This window comes from Streptomyces sp. NPDC059866, from assembly GCF_042731325.1.
In the GTDB taxonomy this organism is placed as follows: domain Bacteria; phylum Actinomycetota; class Actinomycetes; order Streptomycetales; family Streptomycetaceae; genus Streptomyces; species Streptomyces flavusporus.
Genome location: NZ_JBHWJT010000011.1, coordinates 178,365 through 198,435, shown reverse-complemented (window position 1 = coordinate 198,435; position 20,071 = coordinate 178,365). Strand labels below are relative to the sequence as shown.

Here is a 20,071-nt window from a genome sequence, read left to right as displayed (position 1 = left end):
GACCGGGTCAGCCCTTCGGTTCTCCGACCGAGGTCAGGGTCCCGGAGGCTCACCAGGGCCGGTCAGCGCGTCTGTGCGACGGTGAGCCGGCGGCGGCGCCACAGGGCCACCGGCACGACCCCGGCGAGCGCCAGGGCGTTCGGGGCGGCGGTCAGGGCCGCGGACGCGGAGGACTGGTCGCCCAGACTGGGCTGGTCGAAGGTGTCCGGGACCGGGAGCGTGCCCCAGCGGTTGATCGGCCACGCCTTGACGATGGCACGTCCGACGACCTTGTCGACCGGGACCATGCCCTTGTTGGCGTCGCCCTGGTTGTAGCGCGAGTCCCGGGAGTTCTGCCGGTGGTCGCCCATGACCCAGATGAAGCCCTCGGGCACCTTCACCTTGAACTGCCCGCCCTGGTCGTCATTGCTGCACGGCGTGTTGCCGGGGTACACGTACGACGCCTCGTTCAGCGCCTTGCCGTTGACCTTGAGCGGGCCGGTGCCCTGGCACTCCACCGTGTCGCCGCCGACACCGACGACCCGCTTGATGAGGTCCTTCTCCTCCGCGGACGGCATCAGGCCGATCCAGCTGAGCACCGTCTGCAGGGCGTTCGGATTCGCCGTCGGCTCGCCGGCCAGCCAGTTGTCCGGGTCGTGGAAGACGACGACCTCGCCGCGCTCCGGCTCGGAGCCGAACCACGGGGTGAGCTTGTCGACGAGAACGCGGTCCCCCTGCTGGAGGGTGTTCTGCATCGAGTCGGAGGGGATCGAGAACGCCTGCACCAGGAACGTCTTGATCAGCAGCGCCAGCACCAGCGCGATACCGATCAGGATCGGCAGTTCCTTCCAGAAGGAGCGCTGCTTCTTCGGCTGCTCGAGGGCCGGGCCGACCGGCACCCCGTCCCCGGCCTGGTCCTGCTCGTCCGTCACCCTGCCGTCCTCAGCCGCTGTTGTGTCACTCCCTGCAGGAGGGACGTTGCCCGGGGCCGTGGGGGCTGCCTCCACGGGCTGTCCGCGGTGCTCCTCGCCGTCGTGCCCGGACCGTGCGCCAACCGCCACATCCCCCACGCCAACTCCTTACTCTGTGCCGCCGCCTGCCCCATGCACGGCGCAGGCCCACCACTCCCATAACGAGCGGGAGTTCCGCAGGGCTCGGGAGCTGGATCGTTCCGTTCGGATCGTCGGAGGCAACCCTATGCGACGGTTGGGGAGCAGCGGTCGACCCGGAGGCCGAGTCGGACACGGAAGCGTAGGTTTTCGGTTCCTCCAGGGTGGTCCAGTGGCCGAGCGGCCAGGCGATGACGACGGCACGTCCCACCACCTCGTCCTCGGAGACGGTACCGCCGTAGTCGGTGTCCTGGTGGGAACGGGAATCCGCGGAGTTGGACCGGTGGTCGCCCATCACCCACAGCCGGCCTTCCGGCACGGTGATGTCGAACGGGGTCGCGGACGGTTCGTTGCCGGGAAAGAGATAGTCCTCGACCAGGGGGACGCCGTTGACCGTGACCCGCCCTTGCGCGTCACAGCACTTGACGCGGTCGCCGCCGACTCCGACAACCCGCTTGATGAGGTCCTTCTCGTTGTCGGAGGGCAGCAGGCCGATGAAGGTGAGGCCTTCCTTCACCTGCTTGACGACGACCGGGTCTTCCTTCTTCTGGGTGGGCTGCTCGTCCTGGAGCCAGCCACCGGGGTCCTTGAAGACGACGACGTCACCGCGCTGCGGTTGGGAGCCGAACCAGGGGGTGAGCTTGTCGACCAGGACGCGGTCACCGATCTGGATCGTCTGCTCCATGGAGCCGGACGGGATCACGAAGGCCTGCACGAGGAAGGTCTTCAGCACGAGGGCTATGAGGACGGCCACCCCGACCAGGAGCGGGACCTCTTTTATCGCGGAGCGGCGCCGGCGACGCTTGACCTTGCGCTGGAGCTTGCGCCGCTCGGCGCGGGTGCGGCCGCCGGAGGAGCCGGCGGCCCGCCGGGTGCCGGTGGGCAGCAGGTTGTCGGCGGCGCTGCTGGGGACGCCGCGCGGTTTGCCGCGGTTACCCATGGGCACCGTCCGCCGCGGGCACGCGCGCGTAGGCGCCCGATCGGTGCAGGCGGGTGAGGTGGCCGACGGGCCAGACGATCCAGTCGGCCCGGCCGATCACGTCACCGACGGGCACCATGCCGCCGCCCGGTGAGCCCAGATGGTCGCGGGAGTCGCTGGAGGCGCTGCGGTGGTCGCCGAGGACGAACAGGGTGCCGTCGGGCACGACGACGTCGAAGGCCACCGTGGACGCGCTGTCGCCGGGGTACAGGAACGTCGACTCGTCGACGGACCGGCCGTTCACCTGGAGCCTCCCCTCCTTGTCACAGCAGACCACGCGGTCTCCCCCTACACCCACGACGCGTTTGATGTAGTCGGCGTTCCCGAAGTGTCCGGTGCCGTCGAACACGACCACGTCACCGCGCCGCGGTTCGGCACCGAAACGGTACGCCAACTTATTTACGAGAACGCGGTCGCCGATCCTCAATCCGCGTTCCATGGATCCGCTGGGGATCTGGAACGGCTGCATCACAAAGGTGCTGAGCAGCAGCAGAAACAGCAGGCAGATCAGCAAGGTCAGGGTGATCCGCCCGCCGGGGAGCCAGTCGGCGATCCGCGACACCAACGCGAAACGCGACCGTTCCTCCGGCCCCTCTTTGTCCGAGATCTCCTCGGATCCGGAAGGGCGGGAGGAGCGGTCGCGCTCCGTCGGCTGGGCTTCGGTGTTCATCGGGGCCAGATGCTATCCGGCCCCGCTTCGAACGCCGGGAAGCGCTCAGTTCTCGCGCTTCTCCTTGATCTTCGCCGCCTTGCCGCGCAGGTCGCGCAGGTAGTACAGCTTGGCGCGGCGGACGTCACCCTTGGTGACGAGCTCGATCTTCTCCACGATCGGGGTGTGCACCGGGAAGGTGCGCTCGACGCCGACGGAGAAGGAGACCTTGCGGACCGTGAAGGTCTCGCGCACGCCGGAACCCTGGCGACGGATCACCACGCCCTTGAACTGCTGCACACGGGAGCGGTTGCCCTCGATGACGCGGACGTGGACGTTGACCGTGTCGCCCGGGCGGAAGGCCGGGACGTCGCTGCGCAGCGACGCGGCGTCGACGGAGTCGAGCAGGTGAGACATTTCGTCTGCTTTCTTCGCTGATGCCACAGGTCATCAACGGAAACTAGGTTTTCCGGGTGAGCGTCATGCTGGTCGGAGCGCGCGTCGTGTCCCCCTGTGGCAGGGGCGCACGCCGGACGGCGCACAACAGCGGTCTATTCTTCCACGCCGTCTGCCCGGCGCCAAAATCGGCCGTACGGCTCACCCTCGGGGTCCGGTTCCCAGCCCAGGATGGAGAGCATCTCGCGGTCCTTCTTGTCGAAGGCCTTGGGGTCGCAGCGCTCGATCAGGTCGGGCCGGTTGACCGTCGTCCGCTTCAGCGCCTCGTCACGGCGCCAGCGGGCGATCCTGCCGTGATGGCCGCTGAGCAGCACGTCCGGGATCTCCCGGCCACGCCACTGGGGCGGCTTGGTGTAGACGGGGCCTTCCAGGAGGTTGGCCATGGCGCCGGGCGCGAAGGAGTCGTCGCGATGGGACTCGGCGTTCCCGAGGACGCCGGGCAGCAGCCTCGCCACGGCTTCCGTGACGACCAGTACGGCCGCCTCGCCGCCGGCGAGGACGTAGTCGCCGATGGACACCTCGTGGACGGGCATCCGGGTCGCGTACTCGTCGATGACGCGCCGGTCGATGCCCTCGTAGCGCGCGGGAGTGAAGATCAGCCAGGGGCGCTCGGAGAGTGCGACGGCGAGCTCCTGGGTGAAGGGGCGGCCGCTGGGCGTGGGGACGACGAGGGTGGGCGCGTGGGAGCCCGTTTCGTAGCCGTCGGCGAGGACGGAGTCCAGGGCGTCGCCCCAGGGCTCGGTCTTCATGACCATGCCGGGACCGCCGCCGTAGGGCGTGTCGTCGACCGTGTGGTGCCGGTCGTGGGTCCAGGTCCGCAGATCATGCACGTGCACGTTCAGCTGTCCACGCGCGCGTGCCTTGCCGACCAGGGAGACGTTCAGCGGGTCGAGGTACTCGGGGAAGATCGTGACGACGTCGAGCCGCATCAGGACTCCTCCTCGGAGGAGTCGATCACGGCCCGGTCGTCGATCAGGCCGGGCGGCGGGTCGATGACGGCCCGCTGCTCCTCGAGGTCGATCTCGGTGACGATCTCCTCGACGAACGGGATCATGACCTCGGTCCCGTCAGGACGCTCCACGATGAACAGGTCCTGCGAGGGCAGATGCGAGATCTCGGTGATCCGGCCGACCTCCACACCGTCCTCGGTGACGACGTCGAGGTCGATCAGCTGGTGGTCGTAGTACTCGTCCTCGCCCTCGGGCAGTTCGTCCGGGTCGATCTCGGCGATCAGGAGGGTGTTGCGCAGCGCCTCGGCGCCGGTGCGGTCGCTCACGCCCGCGAAGCGCAGCAGCAGGCGTCCGCTGTGCACCCGGCCCGTCTCGATGGTCAGCGGTCCGGCGGAGGCCGGGTCGGTGGCCAGGACGGCACCGGGGGCGAGCCGGAGTTCCGGCTCGTCGGTACGTACCTCGACGGTGACTTCGCCCTTGATGCCGTGGGCGCGGCCGATGCGGGCGACTACGAGCTGCACTTTTCGAAGATCTCCTGTCGTACGTACGACCACGGGCCGGGGACGGCCGAGTGGCCCTCCCCGGCCCGAGCCGGTGCTGCATTGCGTCAGCGGACGTGGTCCACGTCGACAAGGTCGACACGGACTCCGCGGCCGCCGATGGCGCCCACGACGGTGCGCAGAGCGCGTGCGGTGCGGCCGTTGCGGCCGATCACCTTGCCGAGGTCGTCGGGGTGGACCCGGACCTCCAGCACACGCCCGCGACGCAGGTTGCGCGAGGCGACCTGCACATCGTCAGGGTTGTCGACGATGCCCTTCACGAGGTGCTCGAGAGCCTCCTCGAGCATGCTCAGGCCTCGGCCGACTCGGACTCGGCGGCAGCCTCGTCCTTCTTCTCCGCCTTCTTCTTCTGGGTGATCGCCTCACCCTTGCCCTCGTCGTCGCCGCCGAGGGCCTCGAACGACGGGCGCGCCTTCTTCGGCTCGGCCACGAGCAGCGGCGCCGGGGCGGGCTCGCCCTTGAACTTCTGCCAGTCGCCGGTCTTCTTCAGGATGGCGAGCACGGGCTCGGTCGGCTGGGCGCCGACACCGAGCCAGTACGCCACGCGCTCGGCGTCGACCTCGATCACCGACGGGTTGTACGTCGGGTGGTACTTGCCGATCTCCTCGATGGCCCGGCCGTCACGGCGGGTACGGGAGTCGGCGACGACGATGCGGTAGTGAGGCGAACGGATCTTGCCCAGACGCTTCAGCTTGATCTTGACTGCCACGGGAGTGGGTTCTCCTGGATTTGACGTGGTTGGGCACGGCGAGATGGCCGCGTGGGGTTGCGGTACCCGAGTGCCCGATGGACGCGTCAGCCGGAGGAGAGAGGGGTCCTGTGCGGCTGTCGAGTACAGCCAGCCATTCTGCCACACCCTGCGGGCGCTTCCGACCGGAGGACAGCTGGGCATGGCTCAGGAGCACCCGGCGTCCATGTGACCGTACGTCGGGTGCGCAACCCGGCACCGGCGGCACGCATGCCCGCGGATGGACGGGCCCGGCTGCCACGAGCAGCCGGACCGTCAGCTTGCCGCGCCCGCGCCCACGACCTCCGGGATGCGGAACGGTTTTCCGCAGCCGCCGCACACGATCGGGGCCTGGGCCAGGACCGAGGGAACGACCCGTACGTTGCGGCCGCAGTCGCACACCGCCTTGACCCGGACCCCGCCGCCGGAGGAGCCGTGGCGGGCCGCCGGGCCGCGGAAGGTGCGGGAGGTGTCGGCGGAGGTGGCGGCGGTGTGGGCGGTCAGGGCGCGCTGCAGGCGCTCGATCGTGGTGCGGTAGCGCCGCTTCGCCTCAGGGTTGAGCGTGACCAGCGAGAAACCGCTGCTGGGGTGCGGTTCCTCGGGGTGGTCCAGGCCCAGCTCCTCGGCGATCGCGAGGAATCTGCGGTTGTGGTACCGGCCGGCGCGGGAGGTGTCGCGGATTCCGCGGGCGGCGGCGATGCCGTGGACTGCCTCATGGAGCAGCCGCTCGAAGGAGAGTTCGTGTCCGCAGGCGGACGACGACTCCCCGATCAGGGATTCGGGCGCGGCAAGGTCTGGCAGCTCGGGGTGGTACCGCTGAATGTCGGCCCACGCCTGCGCCAGCTCTGCGGCGAGAACAGGTGGTGTCGTGCTCACGTAATGACAACGAGCCTGGGTCCCGCTGTGTTCCGATTCCGGGGCATCCCAAATATTTTGCACGTACCCGTCAGTTGCCCCTGATGCGTCCTGACGAGGGCGGGTGCGCTGATCTGCGGAGAAGCCGCACAGCTCGTACCAAGCCGGTACGTACGCTGACGTACGACCCGACGCGTAGACATCTCCGCGCGCCGGGGAAACGTGTGGTCCGCAGATGCGCAAGTGGCGTTTCGGTCGCCTCTCACCGCTTCAGTATGCGCGCGCGACGATCGCGACGTTACCGGGTGCGTCGTCGGCGTCCGGCACCGACCCGTCCTCGGCGACCAGACACCGTACGGTCACCGCGTGCTCGGCCAGCTTGGCCTCGCCTTCTTCGCCGAGGGTCGCCCACGGGATGCGCGCCCAGCCGCCGGCGCCGGCGGCCTCGACGGCGTCCTCGATCGTGGAGACCTCGGACGTGCGGGACTCACGGCGCTCGCGGGACTGCTTCAGCAGCAGCGCCTGGTCCTCTTCGAGAATCGACGGCAGCAGCTCCGCCAGCCCGTCCAGGGACACCGGCTCCTTGCCGCCCGCGATGCGGCGCGCCAGCATCGCGGTGCCGTTCGCCAGGTCACGCGGGCCCACCTCGACGCGGACGGGCACGCCCTTCAGCTCCCAGTCGACGGCGCGGCGACCGAAGGGCGTGTCGGTGCGGTCGTCGACCTGGACGCGGATCCCGGCCGCCGTCAGCCGGTCGCCGATCTCACGGACCTTGGCCAGAACCGCATCGTCACCCTTGATCGCGAGGACGACGACCTGGACGGGCGCAAGGCGAGGCGGGACACGGAGTCCGTTGTCGTCGCCGTGCATCATCACCAGGGCGCCGATCATGCGGGTCGTCGAGCCCCAGGAGGTCTGCCAGACCAGCTCCTGCTTGCCTTCCTTCGACAGGTACTGGGTGTTGAACGCCTTGGCGAAGTTCTGCCCCAGTTCGTGGCTGGTGCCCATCTGCAACGCCTTGCCGTCGCCCATCATCGCCTCGAGGGTGAGGGTGTTGATGGCGCCCGCGAACCGCTCCTTGACGGTCTTGCGGCCGGGGACGACGTCCATCGCGAGGACGTTCACCATGAAGTCCTCGTAGACCTTGCGGTGGATGTGCGAAGCGAAGTCCCGCGCCTCCTCGTACGTGGCGTGCGCGGTGTGGCCCTCCTGCCACAGGAACTCGGTCGTGCGCAGAAAGAGCCGGGGCCTGAGTTCCCAACGGACCACGTTGGCCCACTGGTTGATCAGCAGGGGCAGATCGCGGTAGCTCTGCACCCACTTCGCGAAGTACTCGTTGATGATCATCTCGGAGGTCGGCCGGACGACCGCGGGCTCCTCCAGCTCCTTGCCGCCGCCGTGCGTGACCACCGCCAGCTCGGGGGCGAAACCCTCGACGTGGTCGGCCTCCCTGGCCAGATAGGACTGGGGGATCAGCAGCGGGAAGTAGGCGTTCTGGGTGCCGGTCTCCTTGATGCGGGCGTCCATCTCCGCCTGCATCCGCTCCCACAGCCCGTACCCGTACGGTCGGATCACCATGGTGCCGCGCACCGGACCGTTGTCGGCCAGCTCGGCCTTGTTGATCAGATCCTGGTACCAGCGCGGGAAGTCGTCCGACCGCGGGGTGAGAACGGGTGCCTTTGCCATGGCGAGATGGTACGGGCCCACGTTGCCGGAATGTGAATTCTCGCCACTTGCGCGGACACCCCACAAGCCGGGCTCCGCAACCCCTGGACGCGGTCGCGCGCCCGGAGTTTCCTGGCATACGGGGGAGGGCGGGCGTACGTCACGGGGGCTACGGAAACGGGTACAGCAGCAACTCTCGGCGGATTGGGGCGCTTTCGATGACACCTACGCTCGTGCGGCAGCGACTACCTCATGCGGGACCTGCGCCCCGCGTGGACCTGGCTGCACGCGCGCGTGACTGGTCGGAAATCCAGGAGCGGATGCTCGTACCGCTCTACGAGGCGGTCTACGAGCGACTGGACGTGGGCCCCGGCACCCGGCTGCTGGGGCTCGGCTGCGGTTCCGGGCTGGCGCTGCTGATGGCGGCCTCCCGGGGCGCCGCGATCTCCGGTGTCGAGTCCTCCTCCCCCGAGAGAAGGGCCCTCGCGCGCGAGCGTCTGCTGCCGGAAGGGCCCGGCACGCGCGCGCGTGCGAACGTCCGGCTCCTCGACGATGCTCCCGGGGCGCCCGAGGACGGGGCGCGCGCGTACACCCTGGTGACCGCCTTCGAGCCCATCGGATGTCTGGCGGGCGACTCGGAGGGGCTCGGTGAGCTGCTCGCCGCGGCGGTGCCGCTCGCCGAGCGGGGGGCGCCCGTGGTGCTGGCCGGCTGGGGGCCGCCGGAGCGTTGCGCCACCTCGTCCGTGCTGCGGGTGGCGGGCAAACTGGCGGATCCGCTGCGCAGCGCGGGCAGTTGGCGTCCGGCCCTGCGCGACGACCTGGAGGAGGTCGCCCAGCGGGCGGGGCTCCGGCCGGACGGTTCGGGGCGGGTGGCGTGCCCCTTCGGATATGCCGACCTGGACTGCGCGGTGCGCGGCCTGCTGTCGACGGGGCTGTTCGACGCGGCGATCGCGGCGACGGATCAGGAGCAGGTCGACAAGGAGCTGACCGAGGCCCTGCATCCGCACCGGCGGCCGGACGGCACGGTGTGGATGCCGAACGTGTTCCGCTACCTGATCGCCCGAACCCCCTGACAGGGCTCGGGAGATGCCGGCGCGAGGAAGGGCGGGGCACGCCCCCTACCCCTCCTGGTCACCCTTCGTCAGCCGCGAGACCCCGGCGATCCGGTACGCGTCCGCCTCTTCCAGCGTCTCGCGTTCCAGCAACGCCCCCGCCAGGGCGTCGAGTTGCTGCCGGTGGTCGCGTAGTTTGCGGCACGCCTCCTCGTAGCACTCGTCGACGATCCGCCGCATCTCGCCGTCGATCACGTCCAGTGTCTGCGGTGCCGCGGCCAGGCCGTACGTCTGCTGGGCGTCGTTGGGGAGCGCGGACAGCCGGCCGACCTGTCTGCTCATGCCCCAGCGGCCGACCATTCCGCGGGCGATGTTGGTGACCTGTTCGAGGTCGCTCTCCGAGCCGGTGGTGATGACCCCGTAGACGACATGTTCCGCGGCCATGCCGCCGAGTGCGCCGATGATGCGGCCGCGCAGGTAGTCCTCGGTGTACGCGTACTTGTCCGACTCCGGCGTCGACAGCGTCACGCCGAGTGCCCTTCCGCGCGGCACGATGGTGATCTTGCGGACCGGGTCGGCGCCGGGCTGCAGCATGCCCAGCAGGGCGTGACCGCTCTCGTGGTAGGCGGTGCGCCGGCGCTCTTCCTGGGGCATCACCAGCGCGCGTTCGGCGCCGAGCTGGACCTTCTCCAGCGCTTCCGAGAGGTCGGTCTGCGTCACCTGCTCCTGCCCTCGCTTGACCGCGATCAGGGCGGCCTCGTTGGCAAGGTTGGCCAGTTCGGCGCCGGTCATTCCCGGGGTCGTACGGGCGAGCCGGGGGATGTCGACGTCCGGGGCGAGCGGGATCTCGCGAGTGTGGATCTTGAGGATGGCCTCGCGGCCGCCCCGGTCCGGGGGCGCGACCTGGACCACCCGGTCGAAGCGGCCGGGGCGGGTCAGGGCCGGGTCCAGGACGTCCGCGCGGTTGGTCGCGGCGACCACGATCACGCCCTCGGAGCCGGAGAAGCCGTCCATCTCGGTCAGGATCTGGTTCAGGGTCTGCTCGCGCTCGTCATGGCCGCCCATGGCGGCACCGCCGCCGCGGGCCCGGCCGATGGTGTCGATCTCGTCGATGAAGATGATCGACGGAGCCACCTTGCGCGCCTCCGCGAACAGTTCCCGTACCCGGGAGGCGCCCACGCCCACGATCATCTCGATGAACTCGGAGGCCGACGCGGAGAAGAACGGCACGCCCGCCTCCCCGGCCACCGCCCGCGCGAGCAGCGTCTTCCCGGTGCCGGGCGGCCCTGCCAGCAGCACGCCGCGCGGCATCTTGGCGCCCATTCTGCGGTAGGCGTCGGGGTTCTTCAGGAAGTCGACGACGTCGTTGAGCTCGCCCGCGACCTCGTCGATGCCCGCCACGTCCGCGAACGTCGTGCGCTTCTCCCCCGACTCCAGCGCGACGGGCTTGGGCGGCTCTCTGCGCCCGAACATGCCGCCCGCGCCGCCCATGCCCGTCCGCATCCGCCGTGTGATGAAGATCCACAGCACGACGAGCAGGAGGATCGGCGCCAGCGAGATCAGCAGGTTGGCCAGAAGACTGCGCTGCTGGACGACCGGCTCCGCCGTGACGGTGACGTTGTTCCTGGTCAGATCCGTCCAGAGCCGGTCGTCCGCGAACTCGGGCCGCTGGGTCCGGAACTTCGTGTACGTCCCGTCGCCCTCGGGATTGTCCTGGGCCCTCTTCAGCTGGCCCTGGATCGCGTCGCCCTTGGAGTAGATCTTGCTGACGTTGCCGTCGTCGACCTGCCTGCTGAACTCCGTGTACGAGATCGTCGGCTCGTCCCCGTCGCCGAAGAACGACAGCGCGAGGTTGACGAGCACAAACAGGACCAGCGCCGTGAGGGCGAGGCTCCACCAGCCCCCGGGTATCCGCCGCCCCCCGGACGGCGGCTTCGGCGGTTCCTCGGGCGTGCCCTCGGTACGCCAGGGCTGCTCGGGCGACTTGCGCGGTGGCGCAGGGTTGGTCATATCGGGACGTTACGCCACATGGGCTTCCCCGGCATGTGGGCATACGACACCGGGGGCACCCTCGCGATCGAGGGTGCCCCCGGTGTCGTGGACCAGGTACTGCCGACTAGGGCCTGTCCGGCGGATCATGCCGCAGACGCGGGGTCTGGCACGCCCATCTGCGGCGTTGTCGTCGGTCGCCGACTCCCCCACTCTCGGCTTCGCTCGAGCGGGGGGACCCCCATCGCGTCGACTCCCTCCTCCGCCTTGCAGCTGGACGCACCAGACCCCGCTCACCAGCGCCGATCAGTCACCGTCGCTTTCCTGCGACCTGATCCGCCGGACAGGCCCTAGCCCATGAACTTCTTGAACTCGTCCGGCAGCTCGAAGTCCTGTCCGCCCTGCTGCGGCACTCCGAAGGCGTTGCCGCTCTGAGCGGCGGCCGCGCGGCGGGCGGCGGCCTCCTGCTCCTGCTCCTTGCGCTTCATCGGGTTGCCGGAGCGCTGCTTGCCCTTGGCCTTCTTCGGCTGCTTCTTCGACCGGCCGGGCCCGCCGCCCATGCCCGGCATCCCCGGCATGCCGGGCATACCGCCGCCCTGAGCCATGCGGGACATCATCTTGCGGGCCTCGAAGAACCGCTCGACGAGGTTCTTCACCGCGCTGACGTCGACACCGGAGCCCTTGGCGATACGGGCGCGGCGGGAGCCGTTGATGATCGTCGGGTCCTGGCGCTCGCCCGGGGTCATCGACTTGATGATGGCTGCCGTGCGGTCGACGTCCCGCTCGTCGAGGTTGTTGATCTGGTCCTTGATCTGCCCCATACCGGGCAGCATGCCGAGCAGCTTGGAGATGCTGCCCATCTTCCTGACCTGCTCCATCTGGGCCAGGAAGTCGTCCAGGGTGAAGTCCTGGCCCTTCTTGGACGCCAGCTTGGAGGCCATCTTCTCGGCCTCTTCCTGGCTGAACGTCTTCTCCGCCTGCTCGATCAGGGTGAGCAGGTCACCCATGTCGAGGATGCGGGAGGCCATCCGGTCCGGGTGGAAGGCGTCGAAGTCGTCGAGCTTCTCACCGTTCGACGCGAACATGATCGGCTTGCCGGTGATCTGGCGGATCGACAGGGCCGCACCACCGCGGGCGTCACCGTCGAGCTTGGAGAGCACCACGCCGTCGAAGCCGACGCCGTCCCGGAAGGCCTCGGCGGTGTTGACCGCGTCCTGACCGATCATCGCGTCGACGACGAAGAGGATCTCGTCCGGCGAGACCGCGTCCCGGATGTCCGCGGCCTGCTGCATCATGTCGGCGTCGATGCCGAGGCGGCCGGCGGTGTCCACGATCACGATGTCGTGGACCTTGGACTTCGCGAAGTCGATGGAGTCCTTGGCGACCTTGACCGGGTCACCGACGCCGTTGCCCGGCTCGGGCGCGAAGACCGCGACCCCGGCCCGCTCGGCGACGACGCTCAGCTGGTTGACGGCGTTCGGGCGCTGGAGGTCGGCGGCGACCAGCAGCGGCGAGTGGCCCTGCTCCTGGAGCCACTTGCCGAGCTTGCCCGCGAGGGTGGTCTTACCGGCACCCTGCAGACCCGCCAGCATGATCACGGTCGGCGGCTGCTTGGCGAACCGCAGCCGCCGGGTCTCGCCGCCGAGGATCGTGACGAGCTCGTCGTTCACGATCTTCAGGACCTGCTGCGCCGGATTCAGCGCCCTGGAGACCTCGGCGCCGAGGGCACGCTCCTTGACGTTCTTGATGAAGCTCCGGACCACCGGCAGCGCCACGTCCGCCTCGAGGAGCGCGATGCGGATCTCGCGCGCGGTGGCGTCGATGTCCGCCTCGCTCAAACGCCCCTTGCCGCGCAGATTCTTGAAGGTCGCTGAGAGGCGATCGGAAAGAGTATCGAACACGGCGGCGTCGGTCCTCGGAGTCGGGGGCAGTGCGAGCGTCTTCCAGGGTATCCGGCCGCGCAAGAAAGTCGTCCCCACCCGCTACGCCCTGCTGAACGCCCGGACGCTGCGGGGTCACCCCCGCAGAGCCTCCTCCAGCTTCTGCGCCACCACCGTCGCCTCCGTGCCCGGCAGGGGCGCACCCTCCGGATCTGTGACATAGAACGCGTCCACGGCGTTGGCGCCCAGCGTGCTCACATGCGCGCTGCGCACCCGTACGCCGGCGTCCTCCAGCGCCCGCCCGATCCGGAACAGCAGTCCCGGCGCGTCCTGGGCGCGCACCTCGATCACCGTGGCGAGGCGGGAGGCGGCCGAGGCGACCGTCACCCGCGGCGGCGGCGCGACCACGCCCCGGCGGCGCGGATAGGCGGCGTCGCGCTCGGTAAGGCGGGCGGCGATGTCCAGGGAGCCGTCGAGGGCGCGCACGAGGTCGGCGCGCAGCCGGGCGGCCTGGGGCAGGGAGCCGTACTCGGCGGCTACCCGCCAGTCCAGCAGCAGCACCGAGCCCTCGACACCCTCCGGCAGCTCCAGCGCCCGCAGCTCCGCCGTGCGGACCGTCAGACGGTGCATGGCGAGGACGCCGGCCACCGCGGGCAGCACGCCCGGCTGGTCCGGTACGGCGATGAGCAGCTCCACGCCGAGCGGCTCCGGATCGCCGGACGGCTGCTCCTCCGCCGGCGGCTCGGTCTGCGCGCGCAGCGCCAGCACGGGGCTGCCGGTCGCGATCGCCTCCAGGGCCAGCCGCTCCTGCTCGGCAGTGGGCGCGGCGGCCTCGGGTTCGTCGAGGGGGTCCCCGGCGAGAACGCCCGCGACCCGCTTGACCAGGTCGGCGACGAGCGAGCCGCGCCAGGACGACCAGGCGGCCGGTCCGGTGGCCAGCGCGTCGGCCTCGGTCAGTGCGTGCAGCAGCTCCAGCGTGCTCTGCGTGCCGACCGCCTCGGCCACCGAGCGGACGGTGGCCGGATCCTCCAGGTCGCGCCGGGTCGCGGTCTCGATGAGCAGCAGGTGATGGCGTACGAGGGTGGAGAGGACGGCCACGTCCGCGCGGTCGAAGCCGATACGGGCGGCCACATCGCGCGCGATGATCTCGCCGGCCACCGAGTGGTCGCCGGGCCAGCCCTTGCCGATGTCGTGCAGCAGCGCGGCGACCAGGAGCAGGTCGGGGCGGCTGACCCGGCGGGTGAACTCGGAGGCGCGGACGGCGGTCTCGATGAGATGCCGGTCGACGGTCCAGATGTGCACGGCGTTGCGCTGCGGCCGGCAGCGGACCCGCTCCCAGTCCGGCAGCAGCCGGGTGATCAGGCCCTCGGCCTCCAGCGCCTCCCAGACCTCGATCGTGGGACGGCCGGAGCCCAGCAGGGTCACCAGCTGTTCGCGCGCCTCGGCGGGCCAGGGCGTGGGCAGCGGGCGCACTCCGGCCGCCATGCGCCGTACGGCGTGCAGAGAGAGCGGCAGACCGGCCTGAGCGGCGGCGGCCGCGGCGCGCAACGGCAGCACGGGGTCGCGGTCGGGGCGCGCGGCCCGGGCGAGCACCACCTCGCCGTCCTGCTCCACCACCCCTTCGGCCAGCGGAGAGCGCTCGGCGACCTGTTTCCCACCGCCCAGCATGGAGCGCAGGCGTGGCCGCACGGCGCGCGACCGCAGCACGCGCCCCACTTCACGCCAGGTGACATCACTGGCGTACGAAATGACCCGCGCCGCCTCGTACACCTGCCGCAGCAGCGTGTCGGCGTCGAGGAGGCCGAGCTCGGCGGCGACCTGGTCCTGCTCCTGGAGCGCGAGCCGGTCGGTGGCGCGCCCGGTGGCCAGGTGCAGGGCGTCGCGCACGTCGAGCAGCCGGCGCCGGGCGTCGTCGAGGCCCTCGCGCGGGGCGTCGGCCAGCCAGGAGGCGGCGACGGCACGCAGGGCGGTGGCGTCGCGCAACCCACCGCGAGCCTCTTTCAGATCCGGCTCCAGGAGGTACTGCAGCTCGCCCTGGCGCTCGGCGCGTTCGGCACACAGTTCCTGCAGCTCGGGCAGGCGTTTGGGGGCCTGGTTGCGCCAGTCGGCGAGGACGGTGGTCCTGAGGCCGGCCGTGACGCCGAGGTCACCGGCGATGTGCCGGGCGTCCAGCAGGCCGAGCTGGACCTTGAGGTCCTCGCCGGCCGTCTTGCGGGCCTCGGCCGGCGTACGGACGGAGTGGTCGAGGGCGAGGCCGAGATCCCAGACCGGGTACCAGATGCGGTCGGCGAGGGCCGCGATCGCGGCGGGGTCGCCGCCGTCGTGCAGCAGGAGCAGGTCGAGGTCGCTGCGCGGGGACAGCTCACCACGGCCGTAGCCGCCGACCGCGACGAGGGACACCCCGCGCAGTCCTTCGGCTCCGGCGTCGAAGAGCCCGGCCAGCCAGTCGTCCGTCAGCTCGGCCAGGGCGGCACGGCGCGGCGGCCCGGACTGCGCCCCCTCCGTGAGGAGGCGCAGCCGGGCCGCCGCGTAGCCGCTGGGTCCCGAGTCCTCTGCTTCCGTCCGTACGCCCGTGCTCGTCACCCAGCGACTCCTGTTCCTCTGTGTCAGAGCGCGTCCGGTCCGCGCTCGCCGGTCCGGACCCGTACGGCCGTCTCGACCGGGAGAGACCAGACCTTGCCGTCACCGATCTTGCCGGTGCGGGCCGCCTTCACGATGACGTCGATCAGCTGCTCGGCGTCGTCGTCCTCGGCCAGCACCTCGATGCGGATCTTGGGGACCAGGTCGACGGTGTACTCGGCGCCCCGGTAGACCTCGGTGTGACCCCTCTGACGACCGTAGCCGCTCGCCTCGGTGACCGTCAGACCGTGTACTCCGAAGGCCTGGAGGGCCTCCTTGATCTCGTCGAGCCGGTGGGGCTTGACGACGGCGGTGATGAGCTTCATGCGTCTACCTTCTTGCTCGCAGCTTCGGCGACCGGCGCGGGGGCGGAGGCGGTGCGGGAGGCGCCACCACCGGCACCGCTGAAGTCGTATGCGGTCTCGGCGTGCTCGGCCTGGTCGATGCCGGCCACCTCATCGTCCTCGGAGACCCGCATGCCGATCGTCTTGTCGATCAGGAAGGCAAGGATCGCAGAGGCGACCAGGGAGTAGGCGAGGACCGCGAAGACACCGGCGCACTGCTTCCAGAACTGCTCCAGGCCGCCGCCGTAGAAGAGGCCCTCGACCTCGGACTGGCCCTTGCCGCTGGCGAAGAAGCCGATGAGCAGGGAGCCGAGGACACCGCCGACCAGGTGGACGCCGACCACGTCGAGCGAGTCGTCGTAGCCGAACTTGTACTTCAGGCCGACGGCCATGGCGCACAGCAGACCGGCGATGGCGCCGACCGCGATCGCGCCGAGCGGGTCGACCGCGCCACCGGCCGGGGTGATGGCGACCAGACCGGCGACGGCACCGGAGGCGGCGCCCAGCGTGGTGAACGCGCCGTGGCGGAGCTTCTCGTAGATGAGCCAGGCCAGCATGGCTGCGGCGGTGGCGATCTGGGTGTTGACGAACATCAGCGCGCCGACGCCGTCGTCGTTGCCGAGCCAGGAGCCGGCGTTGAAGCCGAACCAGCCGAACCACAGCAGACCGGCACCGAGCATGACCAGCGGCAGGCTGTGCGGGCGCATCGGGTCCTTCTTGAAGCCGACCCGCTTGCCGATGACGAGGATCACGCCGAGCGCCGCGGCACCGGCGTTGATGTGGACCGCCGTACCGCCGGCGAAGTCGATCACACCCAGCTCGAAGGCCCAGCCGCCGGTGCCCCAGACCCAGTGCGCGACCGGGAAGTAGACGACCGTGGCCCACAGGGCGACGAACAGCGCCCACGCCGTGAACTTCACACGGTCCGCGAGGGCGCCGCTGATCAGGGCGGGCGTGATGATCGCGAACATCAGCTGGAAGACGGCGAAGACGTAGACCGGGATGGTGTAGCCGCTCCAGAGGTCTGCGGTGCCGATCCCGGTGAAGCCGACGTAGTCCGAGCTCCAGCCGATGATGCTGCCGGAGTCCGTGCCGAAGGCGAGGGAGAAGCCGTACAGCACCCACAGGATGGTGACGATCCCGAGGCTGATGAAGCTCATCATCAGCATGTTCAGAGTGCTCTTGACGCGGACCATGCCTCCGTAGAAGAAGGCCAGGCCCGGAGTCATGAGCATCACCAGGGCGGAACAGATGAGCATGAAGCCTGTGTTGGCGGCAGAGAGCTCCGTCTCTGCGGCAAGCGTGATGGCTGGTGCCATCGGCGTCTCCTCGTCGTTGAATACGGCCCCGTGCGGGCGAAGCCTTGAGCGGTCATGAGGGGTGGGCCGGTTATGGGCCACGAGATTGGCGCAGCGCCGTTTCGGTGGAAGCCCCTCGTTGTTTCGCGACGGTGACGAAGGCGCCCTGTGTGTTACGCGTCGATGAACTGCCCGCTCCCGGGCCGCGCGATCGTTATCGTGGCGCAACCTTCGGTGGCAGCCTGCGCGGGAACAGCAAACCGGCCGCGGCGGCCTTCCGATGACCTGGCATGGGGGAGCCGAGTCGGGCAGTTCGGGAGGGCCGGCCGCGGCCGGAGTTCAGGGGCTGGGCGGGGTGCTCAGACCGCCTCGGCGGTCTCCGGAAGCTCGACGGCGAGCTTGTCGGTGAGGTCCACGACCTCGGCGAGATCACCGAAGTCGCGGGCGGCGGTGTCGACGGTCTTTCGGATACGAGTGTTGACCCGCTCGGAGCGGACCTTCTTGGCGACCGTCATGGCCCGGTCGGCGAACTCGGCGCTCCGCTCGGGCTCGCGCTGGAGCAGGTGCACGGTGGCCATGCCGATGAGGTTGAGCGCATACGACCGCTGGTGCTCGCCGTCCTGCGCGAACAGCTCCACGGCCCGCTGCATCAGCGGCTCGGCGAGGGAGGCGTAGCTGGGGCTGCGGCCGGCGACATAGGCGAGGTCGCGGAAGGAGTGGGAGTTCTCCGCGTACAGCTCGGCCTCGGAGAAGAAGCGGATCCAGTCGGGGTCCGGCTCGTCCCAGTCGTCGGCATCGGTGAAGGTGTCCTCGGCCATCCGCACGGCCCGCTTGCACTTGCCGGGCTGCCCCATGTTGGCGTAGGCGCGGGCCTCCATCGCATACAGCATCGCCTGGGTGCGCGGGCTCGCGCAGTCCCGGCTGCCGTACTGCGCGAGGTGAATCAGCTCCAGGGCGTCGTCGGGCCGCCCGAGGTGGATCATCTGGCGGCTCATGCTGGAGAGGATGTACGAGCCCAGCGGCTTGTCACCGGCCTCCTTGGCGGCGTGCAGGGCGAGCACGAAGTACTTCTGCGCGGTGGGCTGGAGCCCCACGTCGTACGACATCCAGCCGGCCAGCTCGGCCAGCTCGGCGGCGACCTTGAACAGCCTGCGGGTGGTGGCCTCCGGCTGGGGCTCCTGGAGCAGATCCGTCACCTCGTGCAGCTGGCCGACGACCGCCTTGCGACGCAGACCGCCGCCGCACTGGGCGTCCCACTGGCGGAACATCACCGTGGTGGTCTCCAGCAGGTCCAGCTCGGGCCTGGACAGCCGCCCGCGCGCGGGAGTGGCGGGCACCGACGCGGGCTCCGGCTGCGGGGCGGACGGGGTGGGGACCAGCCAGCGCTGCATCGGCTCGATCAGGGCCGGGCCCGCCGACAGGGCCAGCGAGGTCCCGAGGAAGCCGCGCCGCGCCAGCATCAGGTCGCTGCGCGAGAACTCGCCGAGCAGGGCCACCGTCTGTGGGCCCGTCCAGGGCAGGTCGACACCCGTCGCGGAGGGCGCCTGGCGGGCGGTGCGCAGACCGAGGTCCTCGATGGAGACGACGCAGCCGAACCGCTCGGAGAACAGCTCCGAGAGGATCCTGGGGATCGGCTCGCGGGGATTCTCCCCGTCCAGCCAGCGGCGCACCCGCGAGGTGTCCGTGGAGATGTGGTTGGCCCCCAACTGGCGTGCCCTGCGGTTCACCTGCCGCGCGAGCTCGCCCTTGGACCAGCCGCTGCGCACGAACCACGAGCCCAACAGCTCATTCGGGCGCTTCTCAGCGTTCATCCCGCTTCCGCCGTTGCCGCCCACTGGAACGCCCCCATCCCTCAGACCGCTTGTCACCAAGTGCGCCAAGCCCTATCAGAATGCCCGTCGATACGGCCGTCGTCCGGCGGTTCTCACTCTTCGAACGAGCAACCTGCTTGCCCCGGGCATACCCACCGGCGCATGTGCCCCGGGTGGCGTGCACTCAAAGTAATCCTACGATCACCGCTTCAGCCACGGCGATCCCGGAATCGCCACCATTCGCCACCCCTTCGAATGAACTCCCGGTCGCCTCCAGACGATTCACTTGACATAGGACGGAACAGGACTGAGCGCAGCGTTGCACACGGGGGCGCGCGCCGTCGGACGCACCACCCCGGATCCTTCCGGGCGCCGACTGGATTCGCGCGGCACCGGGAAGGCGGAGACGCAGAGTCACATTCCGATTCCGTCTCGTAACCACCGGTGCGCCGGACCCGTTGGAGGGGGCATGGGCTTCACGATCGGCAGCAGTCGAGGGATCCGCGACATCCGGTCCGGCTCGCGCCGCCGCGGCCGCTCCTCGGAGTGCACCGCCGTGGCCGAGTACACCGGGCTGTGGGGCTGGGACGTCGCCCCGGGCGCCCGGGCCGCCGCGGGCGTATGCTCCTGCGGCCGCCCCGAGTGCCGGGCGCCGGGTGCGCATCCGCTGGACTTCGCGTCCGAGGTGCCGGCCGGAGCGACGCTGGACGCGGTGACCGAGGCCTGGGCCGAGGTGCCGGGCGCCGCGGTGATGCTGCCGGTCGGGCGCGCGTTCGACGTGATCGAGGTCGCCGAGCCGGTCGGGCGGCGCTCGCTGGCCCGGCTGGAGCGCATGGGCCTCCCCCTCGGCCCCGTCACCGCCACCCCGGACGGCCGCGCCCATTTCCTGGTAGCCCCCGGCTCCGCGTCCGAGCTTCCCGCGCTGCTCTACCGCATGGGCTGGGACGACCCGAGCCTCGACCTGCGCGGCCTGGGCCCCGGTACGTACATCACGGCCCCGCCCTCCGACCGCGCCGGCCTCGGCCCGGTCCGCTGGCTGCGCCCGCCCGACCTGGACTCGGCCACGAAGCCACCGGCGGCGAGGCTGCTGCTGGGGACGCTGGCTTACGTGGCGCACCGGTCACGCGCGTAGCCGTACACGACAAAGCG

Annotated in this window: 18 protein-coding genes; 2 read left to right on the top strand and 16 right to left on the bottom strand. The window is 70.4% G+C overall.

The features are described from left to right. Positions 1–62 precede the first annotated feature (62 nt). The 10 genes from lepB (ACFV7R_RS19130) to proS form a co-directional block, all read right to left on the bottom strand. Complete coding sequence (gene lepB / locus ACFV7R_RS19130; RefSeq protein ID WP_385264643.1) at positions 63–1,049, bottom strand: signal peptidase I; 987 nt, start codon at positions 1,047–1,049, stop codon at positions 63–65. After that, complete coding sequence (lepB, locus tag ACFV7R_RS19125) at positions 937–2,028, bottom strand: signal peptidase I (RefSeq protein WP_129801598.1); 1,092 nt, start codon at positions 2,026–2,028, stop codon at positions 937–939. The genes lepB (ACFV7R_RS19130) and lepB (ACFV7R_RS19125) overlap by 113 nt, the downstream gene beginning before the upstream one ends. Further along, positions 2,021–2,737, bottom strand: coding sequence for a signal peptidase I (gene lepB, locus ACFV7R_RS19120; RefSeq protein WP_385264641.1), 717 nt, complete (start codon positions 2,735–2,737; stop codon positions 2,021–2,023). Before lepB (ACFV7R_RS19120) ends, lepB (ACFV7R_RS19125) begins: the two co-directional genes overlap by 8 nt. A gap of 45 nt (positions 2,738–2,782) precedes the next feature. Beyond that, positions 2,783–3,133: a 50S ribosomal protein L19 gene (gene rplS, locus ACFV7R_RS19115; protein WP_129801596.1), complete on the bottom strand. Its 351-nt coding sequence runs from the start codon at positions 3,131–3,133 to the stop codon at positions 2,783–2,785. 134 nt (positions 3,134–3,267) lie between these two features. Continuing rightward, positions 3,268–4,101, bottom strand: coding sequence for a tRNA (guanosine(37)-N1)-methyltransferase TrmD (gene trmD / locus ACFV7R_RS19110; protein ID WP_385264638.1), 834 nt, complete (start codon positions 4,099–4,101; stop codon positions 3,268–3,270). Beyond that, positions 4,101–4,643 carry a ribosome maturation factor RimM gene (rimM, locus tag ACFV7R_RS19105; RefSeq protein ID WP_385264636.1) on the bottom strand — a complete coding sequence of 181 codons (543 nt, stop codon included), beginning with the start codon at positions 4,641–4,643 and terminating at the stop codon, positions 4,101–4,103. Before rimM ends, trmD begins: the two co-directional genes overlap by 1 nt. A gap of 86 nt (positions 4,644–4,729) precedes the next feature. Then, the gene (locus ACFV7R_RS19100; protein ID WP_003973401.1) at positions 4,730–4,969 is read right to left on the bottom strand and encodes an RNA-binding protein; all 240 of its coding nucleotides are present in this window, start codon (positions 4,967–4,969) and stop codon (positions 4,730–4,732) included. A gap of 2 nt (positions 4,970–4,971) precedes the next feature. Further along, positions 4,972–5,391: a 30S ribosomal protein S16 gene (rpsP, locus tag ACFV7R_RS19095; RefSeq protein WP_133046791.1), complete on the bottom strand. Its 420-nt coding sequence runs from the start codon at positions 5,389–5,391 to the stop codon at positions 4,972–4,974. Between the two features lie 294 nt (positions 5,392–5,685). Next, positions 5,686–6,285, bottom strand: a complete 600-nt coding sequence (locus ACFV7R_RS19090; RefSeq protein WP_129801592.1) for a hypothetical protein — start codon at positions 6,283–6,285, stop codon at positions 5,686–5,688. 249 nt (positions 6,286–6,534) lie between these two features. Then, a complete protein-coding gene (proS, locus tag ACFV7R_RS19085) occupies positions 6,535–7,950 on the bottom strand; it encodes a proline--tRNA ligase (protein ID WP_385264634.1) in 1,416 nt (471 codons plus the stop codon). A gap of 197 nt (positions 7,951–8,147) precedes the next feature. Here proS and ACFV7R_RS19080 point away from each other — a divergent pair, with 197 nt between their 5' ends. Then, positions 8,148–9,002, top strand: coding sequence for an SAM-dependent methyltransferase (locus tag ACFV7R_RS19080; protein WP_385264632.1), 855 nt, complete (start codon positions 8,148–8,150; stop codon positions 9,000–9,002). Between the two features lie 45 nt (positions 9,003–9,047). Here ACFV7R_RS19080 and ftsH read toward each other — a convergent pair whose 3' ends face one another. The 6 genes from ftsH to ACFV7R_RS19050 form a co-directional block, all read right to left on the bottom strand. Then, positions 9,048–10,991, bottom strand: a complete 1,944-nt coding sequence (gene ftsH, locus ACFV7R_RS19075) for an ATP-dependent zinc metalloprotease FtsH (RefSeq protein ID WP_385264630.1) — start codon at positions 10,989–10,991, stop codon at positions 9,048–9,050. Between the two features lie 329 nt (positions 10,992–11,320). Next, the gene (ffh, locus tag ACFV7R_RS19070; protein ID WP_385264628.1) at positions 11,321–12,871 is read right to left on the bottom strand and encodes a signal recognition particle protein; all 1,551 of its coding nucleotides are present in this window, start codon (positions 12,869–12,871) and stop codon (positions 11,321–11,323) included. A 114-nt stretch (positions 12,872–12,985) separates the two neighbouring features. Beyond that, positions 12,986–15,433: a [protein-PII] uridylyltransferase gene (locus ACFV7R_RS19065; protein WP_385264626.1), complete on the bottom strand. Its 2,448-nt coding sequence runs from the start codon at positions 15,431–15,433 to the stop codon at positions 12,986–12,988. 23 nt (positions 15,434–15,456) lie between these two features. After that, the gene (locus tag ACFV7R_RS19060) at positions 15,457–15,795 is read right to left on the bottom strand and encodes a P-II family nitrogen regulator (protein ID WP_003997576.1); all 339 of its coding nucleotides are present in this window, start codon (positions 15,793–15,795) and stop codon (positions 15,457–15,459) included. Next, positions 15,792–17,132, bottom strand: coding sequence for an ammonium transporter (locus tag ACFV7R_RS19055; protein WP_129801586.1), 1,341 nt, complete (start codon positions 17,130–17,132; stop codon positions 15,792–15,794). The genes ACFV7R_RS19060 and ACFV7R_RS19055 overlap by 4 nt, the downstream gene beginning before the upstream one ends. 338 nt (positions 17,133–17,470) lie before the next feature. After that, positions 17,471–18,946, bottom strand: a complete 1,476-nt coding sequence (locus ACFV7R_RS19050; protein WP_385264625.1) for a hypothetical protein — start codon at positions 18,944–18,946, stop codon at positions 17,471–17,473. Positions 18,947–19,391: 445 nt separating this feature from the next. On the opposite strand from ACFV7R_RS19050, the gene ACFV7R_RS19045 reads away from it, so the two are divergent. Next, the gene (locus tag ACFV7R_RS19045) at positions 19,392–20,054 is read left to right on the top strand and encodes a bifunctional DNA primase/polymerase (protein WP_129801584.1); all 663 of its coding nucleotides are present in this window, start codon (positions 19,392–19,394) and stop codon (positions 20,052–20,054) included. The last annotated feature ends 17 nt before the right edge of the window (positions 20,055–20,071 follow it).